We start from the raw sequence: 13,245 nt of genomic DNA on the forward strand, positions 1-13,245 counted from the left end.
CTAATTTAATGTAATTGGTATAATTAAGCTTGTTGAGCTTTTAAACGCGCTAAACGTGCAACTTGATGAGTCGACGTTAAGAAAGAATAAATTGGTGCTAAATAACCGCGTTTACGAAGTTCAAGGAAATCTGCATCGCTTAACTCATTTAACTTTTTCTCGTCGATAAGGTAGATACCATTGATATCTTTTTTCTCGCCTTTAATGTCAACCGTTAGTGTTTGCGCAACTAAAAGCTCTTTCTCTGCAAGAAATTTAGTAAATGCATCTGTCACTTGAGAAAATTCAATAAACGATACTAGCGCTTCTTTACGACGTTTTAAGTAATCAGTTTCTTCGCCGTTTTCAAATAACGCATTACCTTCCTCTTCACCAACAAGTGAGCTTGCTTCATCAATTACTATACCGAATTGATCTTGCTCTGGGTGTTTAACTAGGCCTAATGGGTAGCGAGTCGTTGCCATAGGTGCAAATGCTGCGGTCCATTTACCATTTTCAACAAATAAGTTTTCGCCTGGCTCAAGACCAAACATAGCAACAGCTTGAAACGTGTCGCTTTCATTATTTTTAACAAAAGACATAGGAAATTCATTAGCTACACGTGCAAACTCATGTGCAACTACTGGCACTAAATGTTGCGTTTTCATAAATTCTACGTTGATGCCATTTTTAATTTTAGTATTGGCATGTTTTTCGTTGTGTAAAGGCTGTACTTGTTGCTCCGCCATGTTACTGCTCCGTTTATTTTTAGTTTATGTGTTTCATTGTTAATACCTTTAGGCTAATGCTTTTGAGCTAAAAAAGGAAGGGAAACTTTTATGACAACCGTCATGAAAAAATAAAATTTAACTAAATCCAAGCGTTGCTAAAAAACATACAACTCAAACACATGAATTTTGTTCAAAAACAACACACTTCATGGTTGATTTTAATACAAAACACAGAGATTCATTAACATTGGTTAACAATTCAGAATTATTTTTTTGAGTGTTTAGACTTAAATTTAAGCAAATAAAAAGGCAGCTTACGAAAGCTGCCTTATAACGTTATATTTTTGCCTAAATTAAGGAGCCCAATATACTTCAATATTGATACTTGGGTGATTAAGCACCGCGCGTAGTGGCATGTCATTAACATCGCCTCCCGCTTTTGCTTGCTTATAAACAGCCAGTTTTTCTTCACCACTAATTAAAAGCTTAACTACTTTAGACTGGGCAATGGCATTTAACGTTAAAGTCATACGTTCGGTAATACTACCTGTCACATCACTTTGTATTGCATTGATAGCACACACTGATTGTGTGGTTGTTAAACCATGCTCTAAACCTTCTGCATTTGGGAATAACGATGCAGTGTGGCCATCTGGGCCCATACCTAAAATAGTTACATCATATGGGCTTTTTAGCTCGCTATAAGCCGCTTCACACTCTTGTACGCCCTGTTGAGCCGTTGCTGCAGTGTTCTTCATAGTAATAAAATTAGCGGCACTGCCATAGTTTTGTAATAGTGTATTTTTAATAAACACTTCATTACTTTTTTCATGTGTAGTGTCTACCCAGCGTTCATCAACCATGGCAACATCAACATTTTTCCAATCTAAATCAAGCGTTGATAAGTGCTTATAGGTCGGTGCTGGTGATGAGCCGCCTGAGACCATAAGTACTGCACGGCCGTTGTTTTCAATGCCGTCACGTAGTGATTGCTCAAGTGTTGCTGAAAGCTCTTTCGTCAACGCATCTTTATTATCAAAAAACTTCTCAACTAATGTTGCCATATTTATGCCTTTTCACCGGTGTTAAACCACACATGATTTTTTTCAGCCAATAATTCATCAGCATCATCTGGACCCCAGCTCCCAGCTCGGTAAAGCGCCGGTTTGCCTTTTTCTTGCCAGCGGTCGATGATTGGATCAATCCATTTCCACGCTTGACGAACTTCATCACGGTGAATAAATAATGATGGGTTATTTGCAGCGGCATCAAGCATTAAACGCTTGTACGCATCTGAGTGAAAACCATTGCTGTAAGCTTGTGAAAGCTCAATATTCATTGTTACTGGTTCAAGCTGCATTTCAAGGTTATCAAGGCGCTTTGACATTAGCGTTAATTGAATTGTTTCCTCCGGCTGCAAACGAATAACCAGGCGGTTTGGTTCAATATTACCTACGTTATCTTCATATATATTGTGAGATACTTTTTTATATTCAACCACAATCTCAGCACAACGTTTCGTCATTCGCTTACCGGTGCGAAGATAAAATGGCACTCCTGCCCAGCGCCAGTTATCGATATGTGCACGGATAGCCACAAAGGTTTCTGTTTTACTTGAACCTTCATTTAGCTCTTCCAAATAGCCTGGTACAATTTTACCATTTAAGTCGCCTGGTACATATTGCCCACGTACTGTGTGCTCATCAACGTCACCATTAATAAGTGGACGAAGCGCTTCTAATACTTTTAACTTTTCATTACGAATACTATTTGCATTTAATTTATTAGGCGCTTCCATTGCAACTAAACACAGTAGTTGTAATAAATGATTTTGAACCATGTCACGCAGTGCGCCAGCTTTATCGTAAAAACCAGCACGGCTTTCAAGGCCCACTGTTTCTGATAAGCTAATTTGAATGTTATCTATTGATTTAGCATCCCACATATTTTCAAACAAAGAGTTTGAAAAGCGCAGTGCCATTAAATTTTGTACTGTTTCTTTACCAAGGTAGTGATCAATACGAAAGATTTGTTCTTCTTCAAAAAACTCTGCAATTTTAGAGTTGATTGCTTCTGCAGATTCACCACAATAACCAATAGGCTTTTCAACAACAACACGTGATGTAGGTGTAATTAAACCTTTGCTAGAGAGTATTTCACAACATGTGCCGTAAACAGCAGGCGGAAGCGATAAATAAAACACGCGAGACTTAGTGCTTTCATGCTCATCTAAAATGCCTTTTAACACATCCCAGTTGTCGTCTGCTTCTGTAACATTACTTACTACGGGTACTAAAAAAGTAGAAAATGCTTTCCAATCTTTAGCGTTAAACTCGCCCTTGCTTAAAAATTCTTGTAAAGCCTTGTGTGCTGTTTCTATGTACTCGGATTTTTTACTTTCTTCGCGTACCGTTGGCAAAATACGTGAGCCTTCAGGTAAATTACCTTCTTGATATGCTCGATACATTGCAGGTAATAATTTGCGTAACGCAAGATCACCACCGCCCCCAAAAATTATAATATCAAAAGGATTAAGCATCGTTACTCTCTACGTTTAGGATACCCATCGCTGCCATACGGCACGAAGGTATGCCACTTCTTGGATGATGTTGACTTTATGTTCAAAAAGCCTGCTGAATTGATCTTAGTTAATGATGTTTTATTTTTATTTTATCATCTGCGCTAATTAAATGAGCCTTAGGGGCTCTGTATCTCCTCTCACAAAAATACAGACCCTAAGCACTCCAGCGCTACCCGTTCAAAGGTACTCGGTTTACTTACTTGCGTAAGCGAATTTTTACTGCGTACGGTTTTGCTTGTAGTACGCCATTAAGCCGTTTGTAGAACTATCGTGCGTGTGTTTAACACTTTCATCAGTGAGTTCACTTTCAATTTTAGATGCTAGACCTTTACCAAGTTCAACACCCCATTGATCAAACGAACATATTTCTAAAATAATGCCTTGGCAAAATATCTTGTGTTCATACAGCGCAATTAAACGCCCTACTGCTTTAGCATCAACTGTATCCAATAGCATAGATGTTGTTGGACGATTCCCCTGATGAATTTTATGGTTTAACAATTCATCTATTTGCGCTTGCGATTTACCCTTAGCGGTTAAATCAGCAGTAACTTGCCCTGCATCTACACCACTCATCATTGCTTCTGTTTGTGCGAAGAAGTTTGATAATAAAATATCATGATGCTTATCAACATTAACTTGTGGTTTAACTGATGCAATAAAATCGGCAGGTACGACTACATTACCTTGGTGTAAACACTGATAAAACGCATGCTGACCGTTAATACCCGTCATGCCCCAAATAATAGGAACTGTAGTATAAGGCACAGTTTCGCCTGCAAAATTAACATGTTTACCGTTACTTTCCATCTCACCTTGCTGTAAATAAGCTGGCAACATATGAAGTGCTTGATCGTAAGGTAAAATAGCCTGTGCCTTATAACCTAAAAAGCTGGTATTCCATACGCTAAGCAACGCCATGATTAATGGTATATTTTGCTCAAATTCTGCTGCTTTAAAATGCTCGTCTACTTCAAACGCGCCTTCTAAAATCGCCTCAAAAGCCTCATACCCTAAATACAACGCAATGGGTAAGCCTATCGCACTCCAAAGTGAAAAGCGACCGCCCACCCAATCCCACATAGTGAATACGTTTTCGTCGCTAATCCCAAAGGCTGCCGTTTTTTCTAAGTTTGTACTTACCGCAACAAAATGTTTTGCAATTGCGCTTTCATTTTTCGCAGTTTCTAAAAACCAATCCACGGCTGTTTTTGCATTGGTCATGGTTTCTGATGTCGTAAATGTTTTTGAGGAAATAACGAATAGCGTTGTTTCAGGGTCAATTACTTTTAAAACAGATGCAATTTGAACGCCATCAGCATTAGATACGTAGTGCACATTAAGTGTATCGTCAGCTAATGCTTTAAGTGCTTCAGTGGCCATTTGTGGCCCAAGGTTAGAGCCGCCAACACCAATGCTTACAACATCTTTTACGGTTTTACCGGTATAACCTACCCAGTTACCACTTCGTACCTTTTCAACAAATGTTTTAATTTTAGCTAATTCGTTATCTACCGCTTGTGTTACGTCTTCACCATCAACAAAAAGTGGCGTATGAGCACGATTACGCAGCGCCGTATGTAACACTGAACGATTTTCAGTGATGTTAATTTTTTCACCACTGAACATTTTATCGCGCCACGATGCAATATCGCATTCTTTAGCAAGCGACATTAAATTAGTAAAAACATCATTATCAATAAGTTGCTTAGAGTAGTCGAATAATACGCCTGGTATTTGAGTCGAAAACTGAGAAAAGCGTGTGTCATCTTGTGCAAATAACGTTTTAAGATGAGTTTGCTTCATCTTAGCTGCACTTTTCTCTAGTGCTTGCCAGCTTGCTAATTGCGTTCGGTTAGACATGGAAACACCCCTTAATTTTTTCAACCAATTGATTTAAAGTTACTTTTATAAAAACAAAACTCTAAACACGGATTATTAACACTAAAAAAATGCCGTTAATAGTTTAACTAGAAACGCAAAAAAAGTGCTGTTTTTATAATTTTAGATGCAGATGATAACGCAAATTTTAGCTTTTGACACCGGTATCATAAAAAAATTATAAATTAATTGACCTACAATTTTAAAGGCGCAGAAATAGCTTAATTGGTTAAAATGAAATATTAATGAATCTTACTAATTTTTTTGTGCAATATTTTAGCAATTCCCTTTAAATAAAAAATCGGCCATTTAAGCCGATTTAATATGCACCTACGATGTACTTAATGACTCAGCGCTAACCCACCGCTTAAGTTATAAACCTTTTTATAACCCAATTGTATTAAATTAGTGGCCGCTACTTTTGAGCGGTTACCACTGCGACACAATAAAATATAGTGCTTACTTTTACTTAACTGCTCTTCTACGATGGCATTCGCCATACGACTCAACGGTATGTTGAGGGTTTTATCATCATCTGTATTAAATAACTGCGCCACGTTATTAGCATCATGTTCGTATGGTTCGCGAGTATCTATTAAATAGGTATTATTTGCTTTTAACATTTTTTTAGCGTCATCAAAACTCAGTTGTTGTGTCTCAATTTCAGGCAGTGCATTTACATAACCACACAATTGCGTGCTATTAACTTGTTTAACTGCATCGTAACTTTGCTTTTTAATTGCAAATTCATCAGTATCAATACCACGAGTGATCAATGCATTTAGTAATGGCGTTTGTGCTTGTTGTACAGCCCAGTTCATAGCAAAGCATTGTTGGTAATCATGGCCCGAACAAATAACGCTCGTGTCATTTAATTGTACGTCTAGCTTTAAAATAGACTCCGCCATTTTTTTAGCATCACCACCGATAAGTGATGTATTACCCAAACCTGCTGGTAGTATCAAATCGCCACAAAAACAGTAACTCATGTTACTTTTAGCGTTTTTAAGAATATAGCTAACACTATCTAGGCTATGCCCTGGCGTGGTTATTTTTTCTAACACATCTTGGCCCAATTCTATGTGTTGATCATTTATAGGCCAGCCTAACTCATCAACATCGGCTTTAAGGATACGATCAGCTAGTACACTGCTTAACAAAGTAATTGCTGAACTTCGCTCTTGATGCATATGCGTATTTAATACTCCCTTAATAACAAGGTTCTGCGTATTAGCTATTTTTTCAAAGCGAGGAATAAGCTCTATTATGGGATCAATAATAACAGCCTGTTTGTTGTCGCTCACATAAAGCCAACTACATGCACCTAAGTGCCTAAACTGAGTTAAACCAAGCGCGCACACTTCTTGCTGAGGTGTTGTACTGTCAGATACTATTAAACAATTTGCCTGCAATATCACCTTAAGAGCCCGTATACGCGTACAAGCATGATCAATATCTTCCTTTGTTGCCGCAGGACCAAACGATAATCTAATCGCGTTTTCGCTTTGCCACTTGCTTGCACCCATTGCATCTAAAACAAAACTGGTTGATGCACCTGTACTGCAAGCAGAGCCACCACTAACACGAATTCCCGCCGCATCAAATAAGTCTATAACTTCTTTACTGGTTAAATCGTTAACAGCAAAATTCAGTGTCGTTGGCACACTACAAGTAAAATCATGATTAAATGTAATATCACCAAAGGTATCTACAATGGCACTTTGCAGCTGGCTTCGATAGGCATTAAGTACATCAGCCGATTTAAATGTGCACTCAGATTTATCAAGCAACATACTAAATAGTTTATTTAGGCCCGCAATACCCGGTAGGTTTTCGGTTCCCGAACGCATACCGCTTTCTTGACCGCCACCGGCAATAAAAGGCGTATATGCACTGCCTTCACGAATGTATAAAAAGCCAATACCTTTAGGCGCATACAGTTTATGCCCAGAAAAAGGTGCGTAATCTATGGTTGTGTCACTCAATGTTAACGCTTGCTTACCTAATGCTTGAACGCAATCAACCATCCACGACACATCATTGTTGCGACCACGAATTGTGCGTTCAATAGCATTTAAGTCTTGATATACGCCCGTTTCGTTATTAACCGCCATAGTGCAGATCATCAACGCGTTGTTAATATGCTTTGCTATAAAATCTAAGTCTAAAATACCATTACTATCTACAGGAATAGCTAACACTTGTGCATTGATTTCGAGCACACTGTTCCAATGTTTTAACGTGTTTGGGACCGCTTTATGCTCTGTCGCGCCGTATAACAGCACAGGGTTTTTAATCGGATTTTTTTTAGCGTTAATAAGCGTAGAGACCACCGCAGTTTGAATACCTTCGGTCGCACCAGAGGTAAATAAAATATCACCACTGTTTGCACCAATAACCGTGCGTGCTTTTTGGCGTGTTTGTTCTAATAAATGCTTTGCTTGAATACCTGTAATATGAGGGCTGGATGGATTACCAAAACAAATTTGCATGGTATGAGAAACAACATCAGCAATACAAGGCAATACTGGCGTTGTTGCGTTTGCATCAAGGTAAACTTGTTTTACTGGCTCATCGTGCAATAAAAACTCAGACATTAAAAAACGCACCTTATTACTAAAAAATATATCTTATTCCCAATAGTACATAAATTTTAGGGGAATGAGTAATAATCAATTAGCACTAGTGGTGCGTTTACTATTCTTTTTTATACTAAAAATCCATTATGCGAGCTCTTTAGTGAGCTCTTCATGGGTTGATGACCAAGCTGTTATTAGCGCTTTTACTAACGAAGCCAGAGGGATTGCAAAAAACACCCCCCAAAAGCCCCATAACCCACCAAAAAATAGCACCGCTACAATTATAAACACGGGATTTAAATCAACCGCTTCAGAAAAAAGTAATGGGACAAGCACGTTACCGTCTAACGCCTGAATAATTCCGTAAATAATTAAAATAGTCCAAAACTGGGTTTCTAATCCAAATTGAAATAAGGCCACAGCTGCAACAGGAATAGTCACAAGCGCCGCCCCTACAAACGGGATCAACACCGAAAAGCCAACAAGTACACCCAGTAGCGCCGCATAACGTAAATCTAAGACCGTAAACGCAATAAATGAAACACCGCCTACAATCAAAATTTCAAACACTTTACCACGAATATAATTCATGATTTGTTGGTTCATTTCATTCCATACTTGTAAAATCAAACGTCGCTGTTGAGGGATCAATTTAGCTACGCTTCCTGTCAGTTCTAACTTATCTTTGAGCATAAAAAACACAAGTAGAGGCACAAGTACTAAATAAATCAGCCAAGCTACGACATCTTTTAAAGACGTTAACGAAAACGACAGCAAAACTTGACCAAACTCAATAACTTTAGTCTCAACCGTTGCAACAATTGCTTGTACTTGTTCAAGATTAATTAAACGTGGGTATTGCTCGGGTAAAGCCATTAAATAAGACTTACCTTGCTCAACCATATGAGGCGTTTCTTGCACCAAGTTACTCGTTTGCTTCCAAAGCACAGGGCCAATAACCAAAATAAGCGTGAGCATAATGCCGGTAAATATTAGCATCACAATGACGGTTGCTGTAAATCGTTTTAAACCAAAACGTTCTAGATGTATAACGGGCCAATCAAGTAAATAAGCAATAACCAAAGCCACCAACACTGGAACAATTAACGAGCCAAAAAAGTACAACAAGGCAACAGAGGCCAATAACAAAAATAATAAGGTAACCGAATGAGGATCCGAGAACTTCCTTTCGTACCATGTTTTTACATATTCAAACATGTAATGGCTCCACTAATAACAACCCGTGTTGTTTATTTAAATTATAACGATAAGAATTCTTTTTCAAAAATCGTTCTATATCATTTATGTCTTCATTATTATTTAAACTAAAAATAATACTTTGTTTTAACGATGATGCTTTACGTAACCCTAATTTAAACTGAATAAATTGTTGAGGGCATTTGTAAATGCGTAAATTTTCTTTCAACATGCCCACATTTCCAATGTGTTAAATGAATAATAAGCGGTATAACCTCACTCTAATAACGTATAATACTAATTTGCTTAAATATGGCATCAATTTAGCGATAAAAAATTATATCTAGTTATTCTAAAATAAAAATTTTATCGACGTGATTTAATACATTAAACTATTTAAATACTTGTGCCTAATTGGTATAAGATGCGAACAAATGTAACTTTTTCTTAAAACAACCTCCGCAATGGTTTATCCTTATACCATAGTTAGCTGTAAGGACCGATTAATGCCCAGCCCTCATAATAAAGCGCACCTTCCAAGTAATCCAACACTCAAAGACATTAATTTTTTTAAAAAACAAATTAATTGGGGAGATCTCGCACCGTTTTACCATCTCGTTGCGTCATCAATTAGCGAATCCGAGGGTATTTTAGAGCATGGGTTTGATAATGCGGTTAAAAGATTACTTGATAAACGTAATTGGAATACAGACTTAGTCGATGGTCAGGAAGTCAACCCTGGTGACATGCATAACCAAAGTAAACCTCGTATAAACCTTCACCGCGTTTTCACTGACAGAGGGTTTGAACTGTGGGCTCAGCCTTATTCCACAGAAGAAATAACGGATCACTATATAAGGGGAAGCAACTTTATAGATTTTAAAGAATGGGACCCGCTTGTAATGAAAAACTTGATCCGCATAAACCAGCTGCATACATTTATTGGCTTTTATTTTAAAACCGGCGATAAAGCCGATAAAGCGCTTATTTTACATGCTCATAAAGTAGTAAATAGAATTATTGCTTTTTTACAACGCGAATTGAACGTTGTAAAGCTCGATGGTGTCACAATAAAAGAACTATACCAATCTTATGAAAAAGACAGTCATGAAAATGACGATAAAATAAGTACAAATGCCCTTAGTAAATCGGTTAATAAGGAATAAAATGCAACTAAAATCAGCCTTTACCGCGCTATGCAGTGCCGTGATCACATTTAGCTTATTAGTCAGTGAGCCTTTAAAAGCACAAACTAATTTCACGCTTCCCGATTTAGGCACATCTGCATTACAAGCTCTTCCGCTCGAAAAAGAGCGTGCTATTGGCGAAGTGATGATGATGCAAATACGCGGCTCTTCTCCTGTAATTAACGACCCTGTGCTTGATGAATACTTAACAACGATTGGTCGCAAGCTTGTTGCTAACGCGAATGATATCCGTTTTCCGTTTTCGTTTTTTTGGATAAATAATACTGAAATAAACGCATTTGCGTTTTACGGCGGGCACGTTGGCGTTCATACAGGTTTAATTGCGCAAGCTGATAACGAAAGTCAGTTCGCTTCGGTCCTTGGTCACGAAATTGCCCATGTAACCCAGCGCCACTTGGCGCGTAGAATTCAACAACAACAGGATAATAGCGCATTGACGATTGCGGGTATGATTGCCGGTATATTAGCAACTGTTGTGGCACCCGATGCAGGTATTGCTATTATTTCAGCAAGTCAAACGCAATCTGCTTTTAGCCAATTAACACATAGCCGCTCGGCTGAGCAAGAAGCAGATCGTATCGGTATGCAAACGCTTAATAATGCAGGTTTTGATGCACGTGCATCCAGTGAATTTTTAACCAAACTAGCTGCGCAAATTCGATACAAGTATAAGCCACCTGCTTTTTTGCTAACTCACCCATTACCAGAGAGTCGTGTATCTGATGTACGCTTACGTGCAGAACAATTTCCTATGCGTCGCTTACCTGCCAGCCTCGATTTTGATTTAGCCAAAAGCCGAGTGATTGCCCGTTACGATAACAAGCCAGAAGATGCTGAATCTTTATTTAGAAAATTAATGCGTGAAGAAAGTTACCATAACGTTGCACTAGAATACGGTTTAGCTATTAGCCTACTGGATCAAGATAAATTAGATGAAGCGCAGCCTATTTTAGATAAGTTATTAAAAAACGATCCTAAAAATCTTTTTTATATCGATACTAAAACCGATTTATTTATCGCTCAAAAAAACGCGGCTGAAGCGGTTACATTTTTAGCCGAACGCAACAAATATCGTCCTAACAATCAAGTTATTACACTTAACTATGCCAATGCAGCACTTGAGGCAGAACAATATGAGCTGGCAGAAAATATACTTAAAAGTTTTTTACTTGAAAAGCCAGAGCACAGCTTAGGAAAGCAGCTACTTGCCGATGCTTATCAAAAACAAGATAAACTCGCGGCGTATCATGAGGCGAATGCCGATGTTTTATCGCAATATGGGGCATACTTAAAAGCTGCTGATGAAATCCAAAAAGCACTTAACTTCGTAGAGCCTACAGAGCTTATAAAACAGCAACGATTAAAAGCATTACTTACCCAATACCGTCGTTTACAAAAAGAGCTTGCAAGACTTTAAGTCTGCAAGCACTTGCCCTAAAATAGACGCAACTCACACTTTGGATACATTTTATGTCTGTTACCCTTTATCATAATTCGCGTTGCTCTAAATCACGTGAAACGCTTGCTTTATTACAAAATAATTCTATTGAGCCGACAATTGTCGAATATTTAAAAACACCATTAACTCATCAACAAATAACAACACTTATTAGTCAGCTTGGTTTTTCATCAGCCCGTGATTTAATGCGCACCAAAGAAGATGATTACAAATCACTTAATTTAAAAGATGAAACAAGTGAAAACGCACTAATTAATGCAATGGTGCAAAATCCAAAGCTTATTGAACGCCCTATTGTCGTCAATAATAATAAAGCAGCAATTGGACGCCCGCCAGAAAACGTACTAAGCGTTTTATAATGAGTACAACCATAGTGGTACTTTATCACTCAAGCCATGGCTCCGTTGAAGCCATGGCTCATGAAATAGCTGAGTCGATAGAGCAACAAGGCGCTACCGCCTTGCTGCGTACGTTTGTGGCTAAAAACGCGCATGATATAGTGATCTCCAAAGAAGACTTGATAAACTGCGATGGGCTTGCCTTTGGTACACCAACACGATTTGGCATGATGGCCTCCCAAGCAAAAGCGTTTTGGGAAACCACCAGTGATCTATGGCTAAAAGGTCAATTAATAGATAAACCCGGCTGTGTATTTTCATCATCAAGCAGTATGCATGGGGGGAATGAAGCCACTTTACTTAATCTATCGCTGCCATTACTGCATCACGGCATGATGTTACTTGGGGTGCCTTACGATGTCCCTGAGCTGCTAGCCACGCAAACAGGCGGCACGCCCTACGGTGCGAGTCATGTTGCTGGAAGCAGTAACTGCGCTCAGCTAAGCAAAGACGAAATTAAAATATGCCAAAGCGTAGGTAAGCGCCTCACAAAAATTGCGAGAAAACTTCAATGAATACAGCCCAAAACCCAGCTAAAAAGCCCATTACAATTAAATTTCAACGCACTGCGATAGTTGGCTATATCGGACTGTTTATTTTAATGCCACTGTGGATGTATGTTGTCCCCCCTCAAGAAGGCCCAGTCGACTTAATATCTCTGCTTTTGCCTATTATTCCGCTATTGTTGCCTCTTAGAGGAATAATTAAAGACAATACATACACGTATGCTTGGGCAAACTTTATTGTCATGCTGTATTTTATTCATGGACTTACCATGCTCTGGGTTGCTCCTGATGAGCTAATATGGGTTTTATTGGAACTGGTATTTGCATCAGCGATGTTTATTGGCTGTACGTATTACGCTAGACATCGCGGACAAGAGCTAGGTTTGAAAATTCGTAAACTTAAAGAAGAACTTGCTGAAGAAAAAGCGGCAAATGAGCATAATACTCATTAAGTTAGACCGGCTCTTTATACTGAACTAAAAATAAAAAACACGCTTACATTAATTTAAGCGTGTTTTTTATTGTACCAACTCACTAAGATGACTCTGTTTTAAAAAGTAATCTAATACCAATCTGCTTATATGTGGGGTCTATTTAACGTTAAGAAAATCACGCTAGAACTAGGCAAAAATTTTTGTATCTAGTTGTTTTAAATAAAAAATTTTTAACGACGTTATAGTACAATTTAATTCGTTAAATTGATCAAAAATTTATGGATCTTGGTAT

The 13,245-nt window shown here is 38.2% G+C and carries 12 protein-coding genes; 5 read left to right on the forward strand and 7 right to left on the reverse strand.

All coding sequences use genetic code 11. The features are described 5' to 3' along the window. Nucleotides 1-23 precede the first annotated feature (23 nt). The 7 genes from CWB66_RS08250 to CWB66_RS08280 form a co-directional block, all read right to left on the reverse strand. Nucleotides 24-728 (reverse strand): SapC family protein, encoded by a 705-nt coding sequence (locus CWB66_RS08250; RefSeq protein ID WP_138584987.1) that lies wholly within the window; start codon nucleotides 726-728, stop codon nucleotides 24-26. Between the two features lie 335 nt (nucleotides 729-1,063). Then, on the reverse strand, nucleotides 1,064-1,774 hold the full coding sequence (pgl, locus tag CWB66_RS08255; RefSeq protein WP_138584988.1) for a 6-phosphogluconolactonase: 711 nt from the start codon (nucleotides 1,772-1,774) through the stop codon (nucleotides 1,064-1,066). Nucleotides 1,775-1,776: 2 nt separating this feature from the next. Further along, nucleotides 1,777-3,249 carry a glucose-6-phosphate dehydrogenase gene (gene zwf, locus CWB66_RS08260; protein ID WP_138584989.1) on the reverse strand — a complete coding sequence of 491 codons (1,473 nt, stop codon included), beginning with the start codon at nucleotides 3,247-3,249 and terminating at the stop codon, nucleotides 1,777-1,779. 258 nt (nucleotides 3,250-3,507) lie between these two features. Continuing rightward, the gene (pgi, locus tag CWB66_RS08265; protein WP_138584990.1) at nucleotides 3,508-5,154 is read right to left on the reverse strand and encodes a glucose-6-phosphate isomerase; all 1,647 of its coding nucleotides are present in this window, start codon (nucleotides 5,152-5,154) and stop codon (nucleotides 3,508-3,510) included. A 359-nt stretch (nucleotides 5,155-5,513) separates the two neighbouring features. After that, nucleotides 5,514-7,769 carry an aminotransferase class V-fold PLP-dependent enzyme gene (locus tag CWB66_RS08270; protein ID WP_138584991.1) on the reverse strand — a complete coding sequence of 752 codons (2,256 nt, stop codon included), beginning with the start codon at nucleotides 7,767-7,769 and terminating at the stop codon, nucleotides 5,514-5,516. Between the two features lie 126 nt (nucleotides 7,770-7,895). Beyond that, nucleotides 7,896-8,969 (reverse strand): AI-2E family transporter, encoded by a 1,074-nt coding sequence (locus CWB66_RS08275; RefSeq protein WP_138584992.1) that lies wholly within the window; start codon nucleotides 8,967-8,969, stop codon nucleotides 7,896-7,898. Further along, on the reverse strand, nucleotides 8,962-9,180 hold the full coding sequence (locus CWB66_RS08280; protein ID WP_077537620.1) for a hypothetical protein: 219 nt from the start codon (nucleotides 9,178-9,180) through the stop codon (nucleotides 8,962-8,964). The genes CWB66_RS08275 and CWB66_RS08280 overlap by 8 nt, the downstream gene beginning before the upstream one ends. 274 nt (nucleotides 9,181-9,454) lie before the next feature. On the opposite strand from CWB66_RS08280, the gene CWB66_RS08285 reads away from it, so the two are divergent. The 5 genes from CWB66_RS08285 to CWB66_RS08305 are packed head-to-tail and all read left to right on the forward strand — an operon-like array spanning nucleotide 9,455 to nucleotide 12,971. Beyond that, on the forward strand, nucleotides 9,455-10,114 hold the full coding sequence (locus CWB66_RS08285) for a hypothetical protein (protein ID WP_077537619.1): 660 nt from the start codon (nucleotides 9,455-9,457) through the stop codon (nucleotides 10,112-10,114). A 1-nt stretch (nucleotide 10,115) separates the two neighbouring features. Next, nucleotides 10,116-11,573: a beta-barrel assembly-enhancing protease gene (gene bepA / locus CWB66_RS08290; RefSeq protein WP_138584993.1), complete on the forward strand. Its 1,458-nt coding sequence runs from the start codon at nucleotides 10,116-10,118 to the stop codon at nucleotides 11,571-11,573. A gap of 53 nt (nucleotides 11,574-11,626) precedes the next feature. Beyond that, nucleotides 11,627-11,974, forward strand: a complete 348-nt coding sequence (arsC, locus tag CWB66_RS08295) for an arsenate reductase (glutaredoxin) (RefSeq protein WP_077537617.1) — start codon at nucleotides 11,627-11,629, stop codon at nucleotides 11,972-11,974. After that, nucleotides 11,974-12,528 (forward strand): NAD(P)H:quinone oxidoreductase, encoded by a 555-nt coding sequence (gene wrbA / locus CWB66_RS08300; protein WP_077537616.1) that lies wholly within the window; start codon nucleotides 11,974-11,976, stop codon nucleotides 12,526-12,528. The genes arsC and wrbA overlap by 1 nt, the downstream gene beginning before the upstream one ends. Further along, nucleotides 12,525-12,971 (forward strand): DUF2069 domain-containing protein, encoded by a 447-nt coding sequence (locus CWB66_RS08305; protein WP_138584994.1) that lies wholly within the window; start codon nucleotides 12,525-12,527, stop codon nucleotides 12,969-12,971. The genes wrbA and CWB66_RS08305 overlap by 4 nt, the downstream gene beginning before the upstream one ends. The last annotated feature ends 274 nt before the right edge of the window (nucleotides 12,972-13,245 follow it).

Origin of the sequence: Pseudoalteromonas sp. S558, assembly GCF_005886635.1 — a bacterium.
In the GTDB taxonomy this organism is placed as follows: Bacteria; Pseudomonadota; Gammaproteobacteria; order Enterobacterales; family Alteromonadaceae; genus Pseudoalteromonas; species Pseudoalteromonas aliena.